The organism is Polaromonas vacuolata (genome assembly GCF_012584515.1).
GTDB lineage: Bacteria > Pseudomonadota > Gammaproteobacteria > Burkholderiales > Burkholderiaceae_C > Polaromonas > Polaromonas vacuolata.
Window position 1 is genome coordinate 2,664,553 of record NZ_CP051461.1, and the last position, 19,343, is coordinate 2,683,895.

Consider the following 19,343-nt stretch of genomic DNA (forward strand, 5'->3'; position numbering starts at 1 on the left):
AGTCTGGCCATTGCGACTCCACGACCAACTACTGACGCGCCCTAACGCCAGTTTTCCGGCTCAGTTTATCTTGCGTATGTCCAACTCTCTGTAGTCACCCGTACAGTGCTTGCTCATGCTGTCCGTCCTTTTAATAAATCGAAATCAATTGGCAACTTTGATTAATCCTGATTGTTTTCATGTTTTCTTTAGCGCTGTCACTACGGCTATTGCACTGGTCAATGGGCGCTGTTTGAATAGTCACTCCACAACGCCGCGCCGACACCGCAGCGCAGTCCATAGCCAGCCGCACGGCCAGCGGCAATACAGGCCGCGCATTTGAAGTGGTGCGCTTGGTAGGCTTGGTCGAGTTCGCGCCAGTCGATCTGATCGGCTTGTATAGCCAGTGCAGCAGGTTCGCTGACCACGTCGTCTAGCTGGTCGGTCAGTACGTTTGCGCGGGCATTGTTTATAAGCGGCACTGAAAGGGTGACAGGCTCCCGCTTTTGTAGGTATTGCATGACTGATCTGAGGCCCATCACACGCCTCCCGCCTTTAAGCCCAAACATTTGCATTGAACATTGTTCAAACAGGACGTTTCAGACGTATCAGGCGTGCAAGCCGCATGGGCATTGGGTTTGCGCTGATACGGCATGTTTTTCCAAGCCGTATCAGCCGTATCAGGGACGGCCTTTGACCTGCTTAGTGATACGTCTGATACGTCTGCCGAATTAGTGCCGTAGCAGCCCAAACCCGCATAAACACTGGCTTGCACGGCTGATACGGCTGATACGTCCCTTTTAACAATACCAGTAGGTTTAGCGCTGATCATTTTCAGCCCCTAGTGTCTTGTTGGTGTGGACTGTGTAGAGTTTCAGACCTCGACCACCAATGCGCATGAACCGTGCTCGCTCACCATTAGCGCCCGGTGCGTCGATCATTCCAGCGTCTTGCAGGGTGTCCAGCGCCCGTGTGAAGTCAAACCCTTTAAGTGCTTCGCGCAAGCCGCTTGACGTGAACAGGTAACTACGGCCATTGCCAGCAATACGCCACCAGCCTGCCCGGTTGTGCACCATAGGCGAGTGCTGTTCATCGCCGTTATCAACATCAGAAAAACGGCTGTCACCGTGGCGTTCTATAAAACTGTTCACGACATCGGCAATTTGCTCGCCTTCGGAATTGCCTTGGGATACGCCGCCGCGCAAGGACTGCCAAGCGGCAAAGCCCACCGCCGCCGCTTTAATGGCTTCGCCTACCGTCCATCCTGTCACCCCGTAGCTGGTTGCTAACTCACCGGCCAGCGCCAAGACTGCAAAGCGTGTTGCAGCTCGTTTGCTCTGACCCTCACCGCCTAGCGCTTGAAATTCTGGCTTTGCCTTGATCTCATCCAAAGCGTCACTAAAACTGTCGTCGTGGTCACGCGTGAGCTTTTCCAAAAAGGTTCGGCCTGCGTGTCCGTAGTGGGTTGCTGCCTCGCGCTTTAGAGCATCAGAAAATGCCGTGCCGCTGTCGAACTGGTGCAAGGTGTCCCAAGCGCCATAGGTGCGCTGTGCTGGCACGTCTAGCAGCCTGACTGATTGGCCAGCTTTAACCCGGTGCCCGCCCTCGGTCATAGTCGTGGCAATTGAGCGCTCACCGGTAGACAGCACGCTACTGCGCCACCGCATCACAGCGCGTGCCGAACCTGTGCGGCCAGCGCGTTGCTTACCCCGGCCATTGCCCAGCATGTAGACGACTTCACCTACTGCGCGTGGATCGCACTCTGAGATTTCATCGAGCGCCAGCAGCGAGTCGTTAAATAAAGCGGCTGCGCCTTCTAGCCCGTTGCTAGTTGTTCTCCAACTGCGTTTGAAGTTAGGCCCACCCCAGACACTACAGGCCGATTCAATAGCGGTTGTCTTACCGGTCGAGCTGTCGCCGATCAAGTGAATGCCGCCGCTTTCTGCATTACAGCGCGCCAGCACCGGCCCGGCAAAGGCGGCAGACAAAGCCAACACCAGCAGCGGATTACCAACGGCCAGCGCAGCAGTACCGGCCTGCCACCCGGCCAGCGTTCCTGCAGTGGTGTATTCCTCTGCGCCGCGCTCGCCCGACTGATAGGCGAAGCCGTCTTTCTTGGGGCCAATAACAATGTCTGGCAAAACGAATGCTTTAAATTCGGTGTTTGCCCAACCTGTTTGCAGCACGCATTGAATCCGCCGCTTGGGTGCCTTGTCCTGCAAGTACTCAGCGAGCGTGTACCTAGCGCGTGGGTCAATCTCGACACCCATGCCTAAAAGCTCGCCGCGCAAGTCGCTACAGTCACCGCGAAGCATGTTCATGGGCATAGCCCAAGTCGTCCACTTACCCTGCGTGGACTTGATGCGTAGCAAGCGCCCGTAGTTGCCGTCTTGGGCGTCAGTGGTCACAGCGTCAATGTGAAGTGGACTACAGACCCATTCTTGGGTCGGTGTTGCTGGTGTATCGCCCCTGCCTTGCTTCATACCAAAGAGCCACACACCGGGCCGGTATTTGCAGTCGACAACCTCGATCCAATCGTCAAGGACAACGAATTTAGGTCTGTCTTTTTCGCTAGGTATGAGGCTTGACGTCGGTTTTGTCGCCACTGTATCCCCGTTGGATTTAGCCGCTTTTACAGCCAAACTCTCATGCGTAGGCGCCGTGCCTTCTACGTCATCTGTAGTCCTAGAATTTGTCAATGTCAGCATACGAACCCCTCAGTCTCAGAAAAACACTCGCGCACTGCGGCCAGTCCAGCCAATGCGGCTAGGTCGTTAAAGTCGGTTGCCTTCGGTGGTCTGTCGCCCGGAAATTGCGGGCTAATGGTGAAGCCGCCAACGGACAGCGCTGCCGACTTAGCAGCAGTCGTACCGGGGTTGCCCTCTGTGCGCCAGTCATCATCAGCCGCAAGAATGATGACTAGGTCGGGATACTTTTTATGCAGCGCCATTGCCACCCTTCCAAGATTGCCAGAGTTAAAAGCCACTGCCACCGCCTGCCCTGTAGCCTCATGAATGCTGGCAGCAGTAGCGAAGCCTTCGCAGACGATCAGCAGGCCCGCAGGTTTGCCAATCGAGTGATAACAGCCGCTAACCCTGCCGTCCTTGTAAAAGCGTTTATCGCCGTCCTCACCAATGCTTTGCAGGCTGTGCAAAGTGCCTGCCGTGTCGCGCATGGGCACTAGCAACTTGCCCTCGAAGATTCGCAGGGCATAAGGTCGAATGCCTTTAGCCACTAAGTAGGGGTAATTGGCCGGGGCTGGCCAAGCCTGCGCCCATTGCAGAGCTGCCGATTCGCTGGCTTGCTGGTGACGCTGCACTAAGTCGGCATCACGCTGCGCCCGCATAGCTTGTACCCGGCTTCGGTGGGCGTCTTGCTCTACTTGAGTCATATCGGTGGTGGTCTTGCTGCACCAGCTAGAAACCAGCCCTGAGCGCCAATCGCCGAACGATCCAGCCGCCACACAGTCAAGGTAAAGCACGTACCAGCCCGACTCATCACCGCGCTTGCCGTTGGTGCTAAACCGGTGGATAGCGCCGTCCTCGTGGATCACGTCAGGGGCATCAAGGCCAGTAGCCGCTATGGCCTGCCGGAATTGATCAACTAGGTTATTCATGATTAATCCCCAATTGCCGCGCAAAGCCTTGCAGCTCGGCGAAGTCTTTGCAGTAGCGTGTCATGCCGTATTTGCAAACTGTGAAGTCGCCGCTTTCGCCTTTAATGACAGCGTGGCCAGCCAATGCAAAGTAGGCCGTCAGGTTGGCGAGTAGCTTGTTTTTAGCCCCTACAGTGGGACAATTGGCAAGGGTTGTATTTGTGTCTAGGCCGTTGGTGTTGGTAGCGCCAGCGGCCTTTTTTATTTGCTTGTTGCTCATGCCTTCACCTCCTGCAAGTGAGTCGCCAGCGCATAAGCCCGATCGGTGATTTCCCCTGCCAATGCCGAAAGTTCAAAGGCAACATTGCTTAAGACGCTGCCTAATTCGTCATCCTGAGTCGTCCAGCTTTTAGACCCCGGCACTGACTCCAAAATAACAGCCGCCATTTCAGGACGGTAAAGCGTTGCGCACTCAATCCCCTCAAGGACGCGTCTGGCTTCGGATGCGAATGCCGCCAATTTAATGACGTTCATCAGGTGGTGCAATTTCAAACCGTCTTCATCGGCTTGATCTCGAATTGCTTTAGTGGTGGCGTTCATGCTGCACCGCCGATCTGTGCATCAGCGCAAGCTTGTTTGAGCATGGTCAGAGCGCGACTAGCGCGGCCTGTCGCTGCAAATAATGCTTTGCTGGTGCTGGGTTGCCGAATATGAAACAGCGCCGTACTAAGGGCGTTTTCAATGGCTTGTTGACGTGCGATTTTGTCCGCTGTGGACGTGGTGGGGGTGTTGACCTTGGTCATGGCTTCGGCTCCTTTACGAGACTGAAAACCACACGCCGCCTTTTCAAGAGCAACGGGTGGACGGGATGTTGAAAACATGGATAAAGCCATGCGGTCAGCCTTACGGACTAACCCATCCCGCCCGTAAACCAAAGAATTAGGACGTGAAAAAACCTCGCTATCGGGGAGGTTGCCCGCTTTATCTAGGATGTTTTCAAGCATCGGCCCCAGCAGTTCCGGGGTTGGTTGAAATGTAGCACAGCTTTTGCGCTGTGTCGTCGTTGGTGTGTTTTGAAACATGACCATGCTCACACCGTTAAGGCGTTAAGCCAGCCGCGCACGTCGCCAACTCGCCATGCGGTCACACGGGTACTTAGCTTTAAAGGCCGGGGAAATGTTCCCGCCGCCACCTTGCGCCAGAGCGTAGGGCCGCTAAACGGCAAGGGTGCAGGAACACCCGGGCGCTTTGGGCTTTGCACTAGCTGCGCCTCACGGATTAGCGCCGTGTCGGGCATTAGATCGAATGATGGAATAACGGCCCACGGCTTTTGCGTAATGGCCGGGGTGACTATGGAAACGGGCTTTTGTTTAGCCTTGGTGGTTTGTGACATTGACTGCCCTCATGTGAATGAAGGTTTGAATGTCGCGGCGATTGATAGATATATTTACCGTTAGCTGGCTAGCCGTTACGTGTAGCTGGCCAGCCGTTACGTGTAGCTGGCCAGCCGTATCAATCTGGCGTGCGCCGCGTCCTCAGTGCATCGTAAATAAAACGCTCCGGATTTTTGGAAACACAAGCTAAGTGATCGGGTATCTGTGCCGATAACTTGCGTGCAATACCAGCGTGATGATCTCGCATAGATGCAGCCATTGAAAACACCCACAACTTTAATTCTCGCGTTTTCCTGTGCCGGACTTCTTGGCCTGCAAGCCCTTGACGTGAAAGCTTAATTCGATTGTTCTCTTCACTTTCTACTATATTTGTAGCCACACCAAGAACAAAACCCATTTCAAAATTCGCTAGGATTAATAATTCATATCCGTCTGGATAACCTATCTTCTCAGCAGTAAATACGAAAGCTGACGCCTTACAAATAGCTGTAAATGCCGCATCTGAAATATCGTCGACATTTTCCACATCAGAAAAAATTTCTTTATCTAAATTTAATTTTTTTGAAATCTCTTTTATGCCAATCTCTACCAATGTTTCGAACGATAGCGAAACATCATAGATACAATCATCTAGCAACTTTTGGCTATAGCTGAGCGCAAGTAAAAAATTATCTCGCTGCATTTTTCCCCCTAGCCCCTGAAATAAGGTGCCAGTCCAACCCGTCAGGGGGTAACGGGTTTTTGCTGTCGGTAATTAGTCGACGGCTAGGACTGGCTAAAAGTGTTGTCTGTTTTGCTTAAGCCGTTTTTAACTGGATGACGTCAGCGCCAGCGCGCAGCTTGTCGAGGTAGTTGGCCCACCGCTGCATCATCTTGCGGCGTGCCGGTAGATGCGCTGTGCGGTTGTAGGCGCGCCCATTGGCATCCTTCACCGCGTGGGCTAATTGATGCTCGATCAAATCCACACGCTCACTCATCACCTCGTCCATGATCGTCCTAGCCATGGCCCGGAATCCGTGGGCGCTGTGCACTTCTTGCGCGTATCCCATGTTTCTAAGCGCCGCATTAATGGTGTTCTCACTCATTGGCCGTTCACCTGTGCGTAGACCCGGAAAAACAAACTTACCGTGACCGCTTAAGGTGTTTACGTTCAGCAAAATCTCCACCGCCTGAACGGACAATGGGACAAGGTGGTCGACCTTCATTTTCATTTTGACGCCGGGTATGCGCCACTCAGCCGTCTCTAAATTAATCTCTGCCCATTCGGCCTTACGCAATTCGCCGGGCCTTACAAACACCAACGGTAATAGCTTGAGCGCTGCTACGGTGTAGGGGTGCCCTTGGTATTCAAAAATAGATCGCAGTAGATCACCGGCTTGCTTAGGCTCGGTGATCGCAGCAAAGTGACCGGCTTTGTGCTGGGTGAGTGCGCCCTTAAGGTCTTGCGTAATGTCGCGATCTGCACTACCTGTTGCAACTGCATACCTAAAAACTTGACCGCATATTTGTTTGACACGCTGCACGCTGTCCAGCGCGCCCCGGGCTTCCATCTTGCGCAGAGCTGTCAGTACGTCACGGGGGCCAATGGTCGAGATAGGCATCGACCCAATGAACGGAATAACGTCTTTTTCAAGCCAAGTTGTCACTTTGCCGTGGGTGCTAGCCATACGTTCATCAGCAGTCTTTTCAAGCCATTCACGCGCTACCAGCTCGAAGGTGTTGGCAAGCGCCGCGGCCTTGGCCAGCTTGTCAGCTTTTTTAGCTTCACCCGGGTCTGTACCTTCGGCCAGCAATTCACGGGCTTTTTCACGCCGCTGCCGTGCCTTTAGAAGTGAGACTTCAGGGTAAGTTCCTAGCGCTAGCGTTTTCTGTTTGCCGTCGAACCGGTATGCTATGCGCCAGTATTTGCCAGCCTCTTTGACAAGGAGGTAAAGCCCTCCGCCATCAGTGTGCTTCTCGCCCGTAGGTGCACCATTTGATTTAGCGTTCTTAACAAACGTGTCTGTCAGTGCCATGAATTACCCTTTTGTTGGTATCTCGTTTGTTGGTATTTCAAAGTACCAACAAAAGTACCAACAAATTGTTGGTATGTCATGTTACCCCGTGAGGTTACTTGAGGCAAAGAAAAACCCGCTGTAGCTATGAACTAAGCGGGTTTTGAGGACTTATGAGACTTACTGAAGCTATGGGGTGGTGCCCGAAACCGGAATCGAACCGGTACGCCCGCTATTCACGAAGCGGCGGATTTTAAGTCCGCTGTGTCTACCTATTCCACCATTCGGGCCATACGACTATTGTGAAACAAAAAAGCCCCAAAAAAAGGGGCCTAAACAAGATTTACGCTTTCAACTTGGAGGCGCGGCCCGGAGTCGAACCGGGCTAGACGGATTTGCAATCCGTTACATAACCGCTTTGTTACCGCGCCATGTTCTAAATCTAAATTGTTATACGTTCCATGAAAAAGGACAGCACTTTTGGTGCTGCCCTTTAAGTATGGAGCGGGAGAAGAGTCTCGAACTCTCGACCTCAACCTTGGCAAGGTTGCGCTCTACCAACTGAGCTACTCCCGCATAATATCTAAATTCTAACCTTAAAAACTCAGGCAAAAATCAGAACCAGAAAACATTTTTTAGACTTGCGAAACAAAAATAAGGTTTATGAAACTTAGATCACAACCAAAAATTATTACAGCTAATTTGATTTTATTTTCTTATAAACCCGAAAGCTTAAAGATGAATTTAATCAAACATGCTTGAATCGCAAATCCAAAAATAGAAGCAGCAAATAAATGCTGCATTCTTAAATTTGGAGCGGGAGAAGAGTCTCGAACTCTCGACCTCAACCTTGGCAAGGTTGCGCTCTACCAACTGAGCTACTCCCGCGTTTCAAGCTTCTTATTATATGCCGTAATTAATGCCTGTTTGAAATTCTATGAAATAAGTCAGTTAATGTTTAACTGCGCCTGTCAATGCAGCCGGGGCAAGCGCCAGCGCGGCAGCAGCGGCTATGGCCAAGTCTTCGTCCGTCAGTGGCACTGGTAAGCGCTCAAGAGCAACCTTGAGCACTTGGTCAATCCATTTAACAGGAATGATCTCCAAACCGTTTTTGACGTTGTCTGGGATCTCTTGCAAGTCCTTGGCGTTATCGGCTGGAATCAAGACCGTCTTAATGCCGCCGCGCAATGCTGCCAGCAGTTTTTCTTTCAGGCCGCCAATTGCAGTAACCTCGCCGCGCAGAGTGATCTCGCCAGTCATAGCAACATCGCCGCGCACCGGTATGCCGGTCATAGCAGAGACAAAAGCGGTTGTCATCGCAGCACCGGCACTAGGTCCATCTTTAGGCGTAGCGCCGTCAGGTACGTGAATATGGATGTCGCGCTTTTCAAACATCTCATCTTTGATGCCCAACATCTGCGAGCGGCTGCGCACCACTGTACGTGCAGCTTCGACAGATTCTTTCATCACATCGCCTAACGAGCCGGTTCGTGTAATCACGCCCTTACCCGTCATCATGGCGGCTTCGATCGTTAACAAGTCACCGCCAACTTCAGTCCAGGCTAGGCCCACGACTTGACCGACCTGATTTTTCTGTTCGGCACGGCCGTAATCGTATTTACGCACGCCCAAAAATTCATTTAAGTTGTCAGGCGTGACAATCACCTGTTCGGTGGTTTTCTTCAGTTGTACGGCTTTAACTACCTTGCGGCAAATCTTAGAGAGTTCACGCTCTAGCGAACGCACGCCGGCTTCGCGGGTGTAGTAGCGAACGATGTCGCGCACAGCTTGCTCTTGCATCTGCATCTCTTCAGGTTTGACGCCATTATTTTTGACCTGCTTGGGCAATAAATAAGTCATGGCGATGTTAGTTTTTTCATCCTCGGTATAACCCGACAGGCGAATAACTTCCATACGATCCAACAAAGCTGGCGGAATGTTCATGGAGTTTGACGTTGCCACAAACATCACATCGCTCAGATCAAAATCGACCTCAACGTAGTGATCGTTAAAAGTGTGGTTTTGTTCCGGATCCAGCACTTCAAGCAAAGCACTCGAAGGGTCACCGCGAAAGTCAGTACCTAGCTTGTCTATCTCGTCGAGCAGAAACAGCGGATTACGCGTTCCGGCCTTAGCCAAACTCTGTAAAACCTTGCCTGGCAATGCGCCAATATAGGTACGACGATGGCCGCGAATTTCAGCCTCGTCGCGCATACCACCTAGTGCCATGCGTACGTACTTACGGCCAGTCGCTTTAGCAATCGATTGACCTAATGATGTTTTGCCAACACCGGGAGGGCCGACCAAACACAAAATAGGCGCTTTGAGTTTGTCGACACGCTGCTGAACTGCGAGGTATTCAACAATACGGTCTTTGACTTTCTCAAGGCCGTAATGGTCTTCGTTCAATACACTTTCGGCCTTCGCTAAATCATGCTTAATCTTGGTTTTTTTACCCCAAGGTAAGCCTATGAGCACATCGAGATAGCTGCGAACGACTGTAGCTTCGGCCGACATCGGAGACATTAATTTAAGTTTTTTGAGCTCGACTTCAGCTTTTTTACGCGCTTCCACTGGCATCTTGGCGAGCTTGATTTTCTTTTCCAAGTCCTCTATATCGGCACCCTCTTCGCCCTCGCCAAGCTCTTTTTGAATCGCTTTAACTTGCTCGTTAAGGTAGAAGTCGCGCTGATTTTTTTCCATCTGTCGCTTTACGCGTCCACGGATTTTTTTGTCAACATTTAAGATGTCAACCTCACGCTCTAATTGTTCGTAGAGATTTTCAAGTCGCTCTTTAACCATGCCCAAATCTAAAATGACTTGTTTGGCATCGTGCTTTAAGGGTAAATGTGCAGCAATCGTGTCGGCCAAACGACCGGCGTCATCAATGCTTGAAATTGAAGTGAGAATTTCTGGTGGAATTTTTTTGTTCAGTTTGACGTAGTGGTCAAACTGCTGCATTACAGCGCGACGCAAGGCCTCGATTTCGCTACTCTTATCAGCCGCGATCACAGCCGCTTCGACTGGCGTGACATTGGCACTGAAGTGCTGCTCGCCATCAACAATTTTATTGACCTTGGCGCGCTGCTGGCCTTCAACCAATACTTTTACCGTGCCATCAGGCAACTTGAGCAACTGCAAAATTGTTGCCACGCAACCCATCTCGAACATATCCTCAACCGAGGGTTCGTCTTTAGCTGCAGCTTTTTGGGCCACCAACATAATTCGGCGCTCCGACTCCATAGCGGACTCGAGCGCCTTAATGCTTTTCGGGCGACCAACAAAAAGAGGAATCACCATATGCGGGAACACCACCACATCGCGCAAAGGCAGAAGTGGCAGGTCGATAGCAACGGGTGGTAATGAAGTTTGACCGGACATATAAACCTTTAGATAGGCTGGAGTCCGATCCCAGGCAGTCCCGGGATCGGGCTCTACACAAAAAAATTTCTAAAATAGCAAAAAAATTCAGCAGATTTTTTTAAATAGAACTCTTGAGATGGGGCGTATCAGTGACTTTTCAATGCACTGATTTCACGCCTTTATCCCGAGTAATTATTTTGCTTACGCTTTTTTAGCTGCTTCGTGGTAGACCAACAGCGGCGCTTTGTTGTCATCAATAGTTGACTCATCAACCACCACTTTTTCAACATTGGTGGTGCTGGGCAAATCGAACATAGTGTCGATCAGCGAAGCTTCCAAAATCGACCGCAGTCCTCGTGCGCCAGTCTTGCGGGCCAAAGCCTTGCGAGCAATCGCTGTCAGCGCGGAAGGACGAATCTCTAAATCAACACCCTCCATAGACAGCAACTTACTGAACTGCTTGACCACCGCATTTTTAGGCTCAGTCAGAATTTTCACCAAAGCTTCTTCGCTCAACTCGGCCAACGTAGCAATTACCGGCATACGACCAACCAGCTCGGGGATAAGACCGAACTTGATCAAATCTTCTGGCTCTACGTCTTTAAAAGACTCGGTCAAACTGCGAGTTTTCTTACTTTTTACCGATGCGCCAAAGCCAATGCCAGAGGTCTCAGTTCGGCTTTCGATCACTTTTTCCAGACCCGAAAACGCACCGCCGCAAATAAACAAAATGTTGGTCGTATCAACCTGCAAAAAGTCTTGGTTCGGATGCTTGCGCCCACCCTGTGGCGGCACCGAAGCCATAGTGCCTTCAATCAGTTTAAGCAAGGCCTGCTGAACGCCTTCACCGGATACGTCACGAGTAATTGATGGATTATCGGATTTACGAGATATTTTGTCAATTTCATCAATATAGACAATTCCCTGCTGGGCTCGCTCAACTTCGTAATTACAGCTTTGCAGCAACTTTTGAATAATGTTTTCGACGTCTTCGCCCACATAACCGGCTTCTGTCAGGGTAGTCGCATCGGCCATCACAAAAGGTACGTTTAGCGTGCGCGCCAGCGTCTGGGCCAACAAGGTTTTGCCAGAGCCGGTTGGACCTATCAGCAAAATATTACTTTTAGTCAACTCAACGTCGTCTTTTTTGGCTTTTTCCTTGTGACGCAAACGCTTGTAGTGGTTGTAGACCGCAACAGCGAGTGTGCGCTTGGCAGGCTCTTGGCCAATGACATAGCCGTCCAGCGTGGACTTAATCTCAGCTGGTGTGGGCAAGTCGCTTGGCGTCTCGCCTGCGATAGCGCCGGCTGGAAGCTCATCGCGGATGATTTCATTGCACAGGTCTATGCACTCATCACAAACAAACACCGAAGGGCCTGCGATGAGCTTTTTGACCTCGTGCTGGCTTTTACCGCAAAACGAGCAGTACAAAGTCTTTTCGGTAGAGGTGCCTTTTTTTTCGGCCATTAGAGAAACACCTTTTGAAGTGGCAAACAAAGAAACTAGAGCTAATGATAACCAAATAAAAAAAGGCGTTTTCTGTTGAAGAAAACGCCCTTTATGCCGGTTTTTAGGCAATTACAGAGTAAATACCCTGATTAGCGAATTGCGAATTCGCCTTGTTCAAGCTCAGGGACGCTTGGAAATCACGGCATCAACAACGCCGTAAGCCTTGGCTTCATCCGCAAACATAAAGTAGTCGCGCTCGGTGTCGCGTTCGATTTTCTCTATTGTCTGACCGGTGTTTTCCGCCAGGATACGGTTGAGTTGATCGCGAGTTTTGAGAATGTCACGGGCATGAATTTCAATATCCGTGGCTTGGCCTTGTGCACCGCCCGATGGCTGGTGAATCATCACGCGCGAATTAGGTAGCGTGAAACGCTTACCTTTTGTACCCGCTGCCAACAAGAAAGCACCCATGCTAGCGGCCATACCTATGCACAAGGTAGAGACATCTGGCTTGATGAATTTCATGGTGTCATAAATCGCCATGCCGGCCGTTACCGAGCCGCCGGGTGAATTAATGTAGAAAGAAATGTCTTTGTCTGGATTTTCGCTCTCGAGGAACAAGAGCTGAGCCACCACCAAATTGGCAGTTTGGTCATTCACCGGGCCAACCAGAAAAATCACACGCTCTTTAAGTAGGCGGGAATAAATGTCGTATGAACGCTCACCGCGGCCAGACTGCTCAATCACCATGGGCACCATGCCCAAACCCTGGGTTTCCATGGCGCTGGCCTGATGGCCACGCTGAACGCCGCCATAAATACTGTTTCGTATCATCAAGTTTTCTCCAAAGATATTTGTACTGTTAAAAAAAATATGGGGCTTGTGCCGTGGACTTCAAGCCAGGCGCAAACCCCAATTTATTTAAAAACGAAAGACCGTGTTAGTTCTGGGCCATCAACTCGTCAAACGAGATGGATTTGTCGCTGACCTTGACTTTACCGAGCACAAAATCGGTGACATTGTTTTCAATCACAACCGCTTCGACTTCAGCCATGCGGTTGTTGTCGCTCAGGTACCAGCGAACCACGTCTTGTGGTTTTTCATAGCTGGCAGCAAGCTCTTCAATGTGCGCTTTGAGTTGCTCAGGCTTGGCTTGCAGTTCATTCGAGCGAACCAGTTCAGCCACCACCAAACCTAAACGCACACGCTTTTCAGCTTGTGGGCGAAAGATTTCTTCTGGAATTGGTGCTTTGTCAGCGTCCTTGACACCGCGTTGCTTGAGGTCGGCGCGTGCGCCTTCGATCATGCGCTCGAGCTCAGACTGTACGCTTGAATTAGGCAGGTCGAGTTCAGCGTTGGCAACCAACACGTCCATGACAGCGTTTTTGTTACGTGCTAGCAGGCGGAACTTAACTTCGCGATCCAGATTTTTCTTGATGTCAGCGCGCAAGGCTTCAACCGTACCGTCAACTATACCTAGCGACTTTGCCAAGGCTTCGTTAACTTCTGGAAGGTGAGCCGCTTCGACTTTCTTAACGGTTACTAAGAAATCAGCTTGCTTGCCAGCCACATCTTTACCGTGGTAGTCGGCAGGGAAGTTCAGGGGGAAAGTTTTACTTTCGCCGCTAGACATACCGCGCACAGCGTCTTCAAATTCTTTCAACATCTGGCCTTCGCCAACCAAGAATTGATAGGCTTCAGCTTTGCCGCCAACAAACGGCTCGCCGTCCATCTTGCCTTCGAAATCTATGGTTGCGCGGTCGCCGTCTTGCGCTGGCGCATCGGCTGCGCGCTGGGCGAACGTGCGGCGCTGTTTGCGCAGAATGTCTATGGTTTTATCAATTGCAGCGTCGCTGACGTCAGCGGTGAGCTTTTCGATAGAGGCGCTGGCGAGGTCACCAATTTTGACTTCAGGGAAAACTTCAAACACAGCATCAAACAGCATTTCGCCTTCTGGTGAAGTGCCTTCTTTTTCGCTGATGCGCGGCTGGCCGGCAACGCGAAGCTTGGCTTCGTTGGCGGCAGTCGAGAAAGCTTCACCGACCTTGTCGTTCATGACTTCGTAATGAACCGAGTAGCCGTAACGCTGGGTCACCACTGTCATTGGGACTTTGCCGGGACGAAAACCATCCATTTTCACCGTGCGAGCGAGCTTTTTCAAGCGTGCATCGACTTCGGACTTGATGGTATTGACCGGCAGCGACAAGGTAATTTTGCGTTCTAGCTTTTCGAGAGTCTCAACGGTCACGGCCATGGTGGTTTCCTAAATGTCTAATTGTGTATTGCAGCCGATGACTGCACATGCAGTCGTGGTGCATAAGGGTCTATCGGTAAATTCAAGGTGGTGCGCGGGGCCGGACTCGAACCGGCACGTTGTTGCCAACGTCAGGACCTAAACCTGGTGCGTCTACCAATTTCGCCACCCGCGCAGTAAAAAACATAGCAACAGATTTTTTTCAAATCTAGTTACCGTGAATTGGTCAGCCAGCTATTTTAGCCCGGAACTGAGGCAAGAATTTTTTGTTCATGCAGAAGCGACAATTCAAATCATGAATAAAGTGCGTCAACCAGACTTAAACCAGGCCATTCACGGCGTGGAACATTACGAAAACTTTCCTGTTGCTTCATTGCTGTGCCCCGCTCATTTGCGACCAGCGATACGCGCAATCTATGGTTTTGCGCGCACCGCCGACGATATCGCTGACGAGGGAAATGCCAGCCCCGAGCAGCGCCTGGCGCAATTGACCGCCTATCGCGAGGACTTAATGGCCTGCGCCGCTAACCAACCTTTTTCTGAGCAGTGGATAAATATTTTCACCCCCCTCGCGACCGTCATAAATAAATTTTCATTACCACTGTCGCTGCTACTCGATCTGCTCAGTGCTTTTGAGCAAGATGTAGTCAAAACCCGTTATGCCGATCAAGCTGAATTACTCGATTACTGCCGCCGCTCGGCGAATCCCGTTGGCCGTCTGCTACTGCATCTCTACGGCGTAACCGATGCCCTGAGCTTGAGCCAAAGTGATTGCATTTGCAGTGCTCTGCAATTGATTAATTTTTGGCAAGATCTAAGCCAAGACATACCGCGCGGCCGCATTTACCTGCCTAAAGACAGCTGGGACAGCCACGGCGTAGACCAAGAGCAGTTGCTGGCGCTAGCGGTAACATCCGCTAGCACTCAGCTGGTGGCGGCCAATCTTGCTTGGGCCACGGACTTAATGCGGCGCGGTGCGCCACTGGTCAAAAGTGTTCCCGGGCGCGCCGGTTGGGAACTCAGACTGGTAGTTCAGGGCGGGTTGCGTATTGCTGAAAAAATTCAACAAATAAACTACGCCACACTCAAACATCGGCCAAAACTAAAAACTAAAGATGGTCTTTTACTGGTCTGGCGAGCGCTTTTAATGTGAGGCCAATGATTACCCCTCAAAGCCGCTGCGATGCCGCTCCAGCCCCTGAAGGCATGCAACAATCTGGCGCATGACACCAGAGCAGTACGTCCAAGAAAAAGCCGCCGCTTCAGGCAGTAGCTTTTACTACGCCTTTTTATTTCTACCCAAGGATAGACGCGCAGCCATCACCGCGTTTTACGCCTTTTGCCGTGAAATCGACGATGTTGTTGACGAAGTAACCGATCCTAGCGTTGCGGCCAGCAAACTCGCTTGGTGGCAAAAAGAAGTCAGCCAAGCTTTTGCCGGCCAGCCCAGCCATCCGGTGATGAAGGCTTTGATGCCGCTGACTAACAGCTACAAGATAGAGCCCCGCCATCTGCTGGCCGTGATTGAAGGCTGTCAAATGGATTTAGAGCAAAACCGTTATCTAGACTTCCCCAACCTGCAGCGCTACTGCCATTTGGTGGCCGGCATAGTTGGCGAAGTCGCGGCGCGCATCTTCGGCCAAACAGATGAGGCCACCACGGCTTATGCGCACAAGCTTGGGCTGGCGTTTCAGCTGACCAACATCATTCGTGACGTAGGTGAGGATTCCCTGCGCGGGCGCATATATCTGCCGGTCAACGAGCTACAACAATTCGATGTCAAAGCGCATGAAATTCTCAAGCGCGAATATTCCGACCGCTTTACCGCCCTCATGCGCTTTCAAACCGAGCGCGCACTAGGCCTTTACGACGAAGCGCTGGCCATGCTGCCTAGCGTAGACAAGCGGGCGCAAAAACCGGGTCTGATGATGGCCAGTATTTACCGCAGTTTGCTGCGCGAGATCGCGGCCGATAACTACCAAGTCTTGCATCAGCGGGTAAGCCTGACACCGCTGCGCAAATTTTGGCTGGCTTGGAAGACACAAGCCTTTGGGCGGGTTGTCTAAACATTTTGCCGTCTGCACGTCTAGAAGCAATCAATCAGCAAAACCTAATGCCAACTAAGTCTCAGGACAAACTCGCCCACCAGCCATGAAAGTCGCCGTCATAGGCGCTGGCTGGGCCGGCTGCGCCGCAGCAGTCGAGGCTTTGCGACTTGGCCATGAGGTCACGCTTTACGAATCTACACGCATCGCTGGCGGCAGAGCTAGGCGCTTAGCGCAGGGTGATCATCACTTAGACAACGGCCAACATATTTTGATTGGCGCTTACAGTGAGTGCCTAAAACTGATGGCTGACTTAGGCGTAGATCTCAATACCGGGCTGAAGCGGCTACCACTGGCATTGCAATTTCCCGACGGCAGCGGCCTAAAACTTGCGCACTGGCCAGCACCATTGGATGCGTTGGCCGGCATTGCCTGCGCTGGTGGCTGGTCTTGGGGCGATAAGTTTGCGCTACTCAAAATTTGTATAGCTTGGCGACTGAGCCGCTTTAGCTGCGCGCCAGAAACCTCGGTGGCACAACTTTGCAAAGCACTACCTAAGAATGTTTTAAACACTTTGATAGAGCCGCTATGCATCTCAGCGCTCAACACACCGATGGAGCGAGCCAGCGGCCAAGTTTTTTTGCGTGTTTTACACGACGCGCTTTTTAGCAGCAGCGGCGGCTCGAATCTTTTGCTGCCGCTTAAAGACCTCAGCGCACTGTTACCCGAGCCAGCCTTAGCGTGGCTAACTCAACATGGCGCGTCAGTGCAGATGGCCAGCCGAGTGCAGCAAATTAGCCAGACCAAAAATGGCTGGCAAGTTCAGACAGAAGGCTCTGCGCCTATGGATGTGGACGCCATCATCTTGGCCTGCCCTGCGCTAGAAGCGGCGCGGCTGGTTGATGGTTGCGACCCAAGCCATTCGCTGTGGATAGAGCATGTCAAGAACTTGAGCTATGAGCCCATCACCACCGTCTACGGCATGGCCAGCGGCACGCGACTAACTGAGCCCATGCTGGCTCTGCCTTCAAGCAGTCAATATCCGGCGCAGTTTGTGTTTGACCGCGGCCAACTCGGCGGGCCTGCCGGTCTGTTGGCGTTTGTCATTAGCGCCAGCAATGGCGACAGCAAAACATTGACGCAACAAGTCCTTGCCCAAGCCGTCCAGCAGCTAGGTTTAACGACATTTGAGCCAATAAAAACCATCATAGAAAAGCGTGCGACTTTTGCCTGCACACCAGACTTGATACGGCCAGCGATGCAAATAGGACCAGGTTTACTAGCCTGCGGCGACTATATTGCAGGGCCTTACCCAGCGACATTGGAAGGCGCAGTGCGTTCCGGCTTGGCGGCGGCGCGCGCTATCAGCCGCTAGCCAAAAAATTTAAAGTCTTAAGCCGCCGCCATCAAAACACATAAGGCGTTGAGCTCAACCACGCTGAGATGCGGCTGCTGCGCATGGACCCAGTCCTTGCCTTCGCGGTTAACCCACACCGTCTGCATACCGCAGTCGAGCGCGCCCAAGACGTCCATCAACGCGTCATCGCCGATATGCAAAACACGCGCTGCATCAACACCCGCAGCCTCTGCAGCGGCATGAAAAATACGCGCATCGGGCTTGGCCACGCCAAACTGCTGGGCGCTAATACTGGCATGAAAATACTGACCTAAGCCGATACGCTCGATATCGGCATTGCCGTTTGACAGCGCCACTACCGGATAGCGTGCGGCCAAAAAAACCAGTGCCGGCAAGGCGTCGGCAAACAAATCAACTCGGTTTCGACCGGCAAAAAAAATGTCAAACGCCGGTTCAGCTAGGGCAGTATTTTCAGCCGACCGTTCTAGCGCTAAGCGAATAGTTTCGCGGCGCTGCGCGCTTAAATTGTGGGTGAGCTCAGGTCGGGAGCGATTGATATGTTCGCGCATGGCGGCGCGCTCATTGGTATCGGCAAACAAAACAGCGGTTGCGGGTGCGTGTTCACGCAGCCAGTTGTCGAGTGCGATCTCAGCGCGTTCTATAGCCGGCCAAACCGGCCACAAGGTGTCGTCGAGATCAATGGAGATGGCTTGAATGGATTTAAAGTTGAGCATATAAAGGGGGAACCAAGGTTAAGCGAGAATACCCTATGTCATTTGCCACCGAACCCACCTTCACCCACGGCCAAGCGCCGAAAACCCATTCTGGCACCGCCATCTTGCTGTGCAACTTAGGCACACCAGACGCGCCCACAGCCTCCTCGGTGCGCCGCTATCTGGCGGAGTTTCTAGGCGATGCACGGGTAGTGGAAATCCCTCGCATCCTATGGATGATTATTTTGCACGGCATTATTTTGCGCATACGACCAGCCAAGTCCGCCGCCAAATACGCCAGCATCTGGACAGCAGAAGGCTCACCACTCAAGGTTTGGACCTCCAAACAAGCAAAAATGCTAGGTGAGGAATTGACCGAAAAAGGTTACGCCGTCGATGTGCGCTACGCCATGCGCTACGGCTCGCCCTCAATTGCATCCCGTCTCGATGAACTCAAGGCCGACGGCGTGACCCGGGTGTTGATTCTGCCCGCCTATCCGCAGTACAGCGGTACTACCACCGCCAGCGTGTTTGATGCGGTCTACACCTGGGCGGCAAAGATTCGTCGAATTCCTGAATTGCGCTTTATCAATCATTACCACGACAACACTGGTTATATTTCAGCATTGGCTGCTCGCGTGCGCGAGCACTGGCGCACCAACGGCAAGGCCGAAGTTTTGGTGATGAGCTTTCACGGTGTGCCAGAGCGCACCTTGCAACAAGGCGACACCTATCACTGCGAATGCCACAAGACAGCGCGCCTACTGGCTGAAAATTTAGGCCTGGACAAGAGCGACTATAAAGTCACATTCCAGTCGCGCTTTGGCCGGGCCAAATGGCTGCAGCCGTATACCGAGCCAAGCTTGATCGCCATGGGCAAGGCCGGTATTAAGCGGGTTGATCTGATGTGCCCGGGCTTTACTGGCGATTGCTTAGAAACACTGGAAGAAATCAACATGGAAGCGCGCCACGCTTTTATAGAAGCTGGCGGCGAAACGTTTGGCTATATTGATTGCCTTAACGACAGCCCGGCTTGGGGCAGCGCAATGGCAGACCTGAGCATTAGCCACATGGGCGGCTGGCCTTGCGAAGCTAAACCAGACGCCAAAGAGTTAGCCGCTTCGCGCGCTGCCGCTCTGGCAATAGGCGCAACGCAATAAAAGTTAAAAGTTAAAAGTTAAAAGTTAAAAGTTAAATAAG

The 19,343-nt window shown here is 51.9% G+C and carries 19 protein-coding genes and 5 tRNA genes; 4 read left to right on the plus strand and 20 right to left on the minus strand.

The features are described 5' to 3' along the window. Positions 1-218: 218 nt before the first annotated feature. The 19 genes from HC248_RS12105 to HC248_RS12195 form a co-directional block, all read right to left on the minus strand. Entirely contained in the window at positions 219-521 is a 303-nt protein-coding gene (locus HC248_RS12105; RefSeq protein WP_168922699.1) for a hypothetical protein, read from the minus strand. Continuing rightward, positions 518-811 (minus strand): hypothetical protein, encoded by a 294-nt coding sequence (locus HC248_RS12110; protein ID WP_168922700.1) that lies wholly within the window; start codon positions 809-811, stop codon positions 518-520. Before HC248_RS12110 ends, HC248_RS12105 begins: the two co-directional genes overlap by 4 nt. Continuing rightward, positions 798-2,687 carry a DUF927 domain-containing protein gene (locus HC248_RS12115; protein WP_168922701.1) on the minus strand — a complete coding sequence of 630 codons (1,890 nt, stop codon included), beginning with the start codon at positions 2,685-2,687 and terminating at the stop codon, positions 798-800. Before HC248_RS12115 ends, HC248_RS12110 begins: the two co-directional genes overlap by 14 nt. Further along, complete coding sequence (locus HC248_RS12120; protein ID WP_168922702.1) at positions 2,681-3,595, minus strand: toprim domain-containing protein; 915 nt, start codon at positions 3,593-3,595, stop codon at positions 2,681-2,683. Before HC248_RS12120 ends, HC248_RS12115 begins: the two co-directional genes overlap by 7 nt. Continuing rightward, positions 3,588-3,854, minus strand: a complete 267-nt coding sequence (locus HC248_RS12125; protein ID WP_168922703.1) for a hypothetical protein — start codon at positions 3,852-3,854, stop codon at positions 3,588-3,590. Before HC248_RS12125 ends, HC248_RS12120 begins: the two co-directional genes overlap by 8 nt. After that, positions 3,851-4,174: a hypothetical protein gene (locus tag HC248_RS12130; protein ID WP_168922704.1), complete on the minus strand. Its 324-nt coding sequence runs from the start codon at positions 4,172-4,174 to the stop codon at positions 3,851-3,853. The genes HC248_RS12125 and HC248_RS12130 overlap by 4 nt, the downstream gene beginning before the upstream one ends. Beyond that, positions 4,171-4,656 (minus strand): hypothetical protein, encoded by a 486-nt coding sequence (locus tag HC248_RS12135; protein ID WP_168922705.1) that lies wholly within the window; start codon positions 4,654-4,656, stop codon positions 4,171-4,173. Before HC248_RS12135 ends, HC248_RS12130 begins: the two co-directional genes overlap by 4 nt. A gap of 8 nt (positions 4,657-4,664) precedes the next feature. Further along, positions 4,665-4,967, minus strand: a complete 303-nt coding sequence (locus HC248_RS12140) for a helix-turn-helix transcriptional regulator (RefSeq protein WP_202882380.1) — start codon at positions 4,965-4,967, stop codon at positions 4,665-4,667. A gap of 119 nt (positions 4,968-5,086) precedes the next feature. Next, a complete protein-coding gene (locus tag HC248_RS12145; RefSeq protein WP_168922706.1) occupies positions 5,087-5,650 on the minus strand; it encodes a hypothetical protein in 564 nt (187 codons plus the stop codon). A 115-nt stretch (positions 5,651-5,765) separates the two neighbouring features. Further along, a complete protein-coding gene (locus HC248_RS12150; protein ID WP_168922707.1) occupies positions 5,766-6,983 on the minus strand; it encodes a tyrosine-type recombinase/integrase in 1,218 nt (405 codons plus the stop codon). 176 nt (positions 6,984-7,159) lie between these two features. Continuing rightward, positions 7,160-7,252: transfer RNA gene (locus HC248_RS12155), tRNA-Leu, on the minus strand. Positions 7,253-7,319: 67 nt separating this feature from the next. After that, positions 7,320-7,393: transfer RNA gene (locus HC248_RS12160), tRNA-Cys, on the minus strand. 69 nt (positions 7,394-7,462) lie between these two features. Beyond that, positions 7,463-7,538: transfer RNA gene (locus tag HC248_RS12165), tRNA-Gly, on the minus strand. Between the two features lie 236 nt (positions 7,539-7,774). Continuing rightward, positions 7,775-7,850 (minus strand) — tRNA-Gly (locus HC248_RS12170). Positions 7,851-7,913: 63 nt separating this feature from the next. Continuing rightward, on the minus strand, positions 7,914-10,343 hold the full coding sequence (gene lon / locus HC248_RS12175) for an endopeptidase La (protein WP_168922708.1): 2,430 nt from the start codon (positions 10,341-10,343) through the stop codon (positions 7,914-7,916). Between the two features lie 183 nt (positions 10,344-10,526). Next, positions 10,527-11,792 (minus strand): ATP-dependent Clp protease ATP-binding subunit ClpX, encoded by a 1,266-nt coding sequence (gene clpX / locus HC248_RS12180; RefSeq protein WP_168922709.1) that lies wholly within the window; start codon positions 11,790-11,792, stop codon positions 10,527-10,529. Between the two features lie 162 nt (positions 11,793-11,954). Continuing rightward, complete coding sequence (gene clpP, locus HC248_RS12185) at positions 11,955-12,608, minus strand: ATP-dependent Clp endopeptidase proteolytic subunit ClpP (RefSeq protein ID WP_168922710.1); 654 nt, start codon at positions 12,606-12,608, stop codon at positions 11,955-11,957. Positions 12,609-12,714: 106 nt separating this feature from the next. Beyond that, positions 12,715-14,028, minus strand: a complete 1,314-nt coding sequence (gene tig, locus HC248_RS12190; RefSeq protein WP_168922711.1) for a trigger factor — start codon at positions 14,026-14,028, stop codon at positions 12,715-12,717. Positions 14,029-14,116: 88 nt separating this feature from the next. After that, a tRNA-Leu gene (locus HC248_RS12195) sits at positions 14,117-14,203 on the minus strand. Positions 14,204-14,323: 120 nt separating this feature from the next. Between HC248_RS12195 and hpnC the strand changes: the two genes are divergently transcribed. The 3 genes from hpnC (at position 14,324) to hpnE (ending at position 17,448) form a co-directional block, all read left to right on the plus strand. Next, positions 14,324-15,181 carry a squalene synthase HpnC gene (hpnC, locus tag HC248_RS12200; protein ID WP_168922712.1) on the plus strand — a complete coding sequence of 286 codons (858 nt, stop codon included), beginning with the start codon at positions 14,324-14,326 and terminating at the stop codon, positions 15,179-15,181. 70 nt (positions 15,182-15,251) lie between these two features. After that, complete coding sequence (gene hpnD, locus HC248_RS12205; RefSeq protein ID WP_168922713.1) at positions 15,252-16,094, plus strand: presqualene diphosphate synthase HpnD; 843 nt, start codon at positions 15,252-15,254, stop codon at positions 16,092-16,094. Between the two features lie 85 nt (positions 16,095-16,179). Continuing rightward, positions 16,180-17,448 carry a hydroxysqualene dehydroxylase HpnE gene (gene hpnE / locus HC248_RS12210; protein WP_168922714.1) on the plus strand — a complete coding sequence of 423 codons (1,269 nt, stop codon included), beginning with the start codon at positions 16,180-16,182 and terminating at the stop codon, positions 17,446-17,448. Between the two features lie 17 nt (positions 17,449-17,465). On the opposite strand, the gene HC248_RS12215 is transcribed toward hpnE, so the two are convergent. Continuing rightward, positions 17,466-18,164: an HAD-IA family hydrolase gene (locus tag HC248_RS12215; protein WP_168922715.1), complete on the minus strand. Its 699-nt coding sequence runs from the start codon at positions 18,162-18,164 to the stop codon at positions 17,466-17,468. A gap of 35 nt (positions 18,165-18,199) precedes the next feature. On the opposite strand from HC248_RS12215, the gene hemH reads away from it, so the two are divergent. Continuing rightward, positions 18,200-19,303 carry a ferrochelatase gene (hemH, locus tag HC248_RS12220; RefSeq protein WP_168922716.1) on the plus strand — a complete coding sequence of 368 codons (1,104 nt, stop codon included), beginning with the start codon at positions 18,200-18,202 and terminating at the stop codon, positions 19,301-19,303. Positions 19,304-19,343: the final 40 nt, after the last annotated feature.

Coding starts and splice junctions, on each gene's coding strand:
- HC248_RS12110 (WP_168922700.1), bottom strand. CDS start 811: ATGATCAGCGCTAAACCTACTGGTATTGTTAAAAGGGACGTATCAGCC.
- HC248_RS12115 (WP_168922701.1), bottom strand. CDS start 2,687: ATGCTGACATTGACAAATTCTAGGACTACAGATGACGTAGAAGGCACG.
- HC248_RS12120 (WP_168922702.1), bottom strand. CDS start 3,595: ATGAATAACCTAGTTGATCAATTCCGGCAGGCCATAGCGGCTACTGGC.
- HC248_RS12125 (WP_168922703.1), bottom strand. CDS start 3,854: ATGAGCAACAAGCAAATAAAAAAGGCCGCTGGCGCTACCAACACCAAC.
- HC248_RS12130 (WP_168922704.1), bottom strand. CDS start 4,174: ATGAACGCCACCACTAAAGCAATTCGAGATCAAGCCGATGAAGACGGT.
- HC248_RS12135 (WP_168922705.1), bottom strand. CDS start 4,656: ATGTTTCAAAACACACCAACGACGACACAGCGCAAAAGCTGTGCTACA.
- HC248_RS12140 (WP_202882380.1), bottom strand. CDS start 4,967: ATGTCACAAACCACCAAGGCTAAACAAAAGCCCGTTTCCATAGTCACC.
- HC248_RS12145 (WP_168922706.1), bottom strand. CDS start 5,650: ATGCAGCGAGATAATTTTTTACTTGCGCTCAGCTATAGCCAAAAGTTG.
- HC248_RS12150 (WP_168922707.1), bottom strand. CDS start 6,983: ATGGCACTGACAGACACGTTTGTTAAGAACGCTAAATCAAATGGTGCA.
- lon (WP_168922708.1), bottom strand. CDS start 10,343: ATGTCCGGTCAAACTTCATTACCACCCGTTGCTATCGACCTGCCACTT.
- clpX (WP_168922709.1), bottom strand. CDS start 11,792: ATGGCCGAAAAAAAAGGCACCTCTACCGAAAAGACTTTGTACTGCTCG.
- clpP (WP_168922710.1), bottom strand. CDS start 12,608: ATGATACGAAACAGTATTTATGGCGGCGTTCAGCGTGGCCATCAGGCC.
- tig (WP_168922711.1), bottom strand. CDS start 14,028: ATGGCCGTGACCGTTGAGACTCTCGAAAAGCTAGAACGCAAAATTACC.
- hpnC (WP_168922712.1), top strand. CDS start 14,324: ATGAATAAAGTGCGTCAACCAGACTTAAACCAGGCCATTCACGGCGTG.
- hpnD (WP_168922713.1), top strand. CDS start 15,252: ATGACACCAGAGCAGTACGTCCAAGAAAAAGCCGCCGCTTCAGGCAGT.
- hpnE (WP_168922714.1), top strand. CDS start 16,180: ATGAAAGTCGCCGTCATAGGCGCTGGCTGGGCCGGCTGCGCCGCAGCA.
- HC248_RS12215 (WP_168922715.1), bottom strand. CDS start 18,164: ATGCTCAACTTTAAATCCATTCAAGCCATCTCCATTGATCTCGACGAC.
- hemH (WP_168922716.1), top strand. CDS start 18,200: ATGTCATTTGCCACCGAACCCACCTTCACCCACGGCCAAGCGCCGAAA.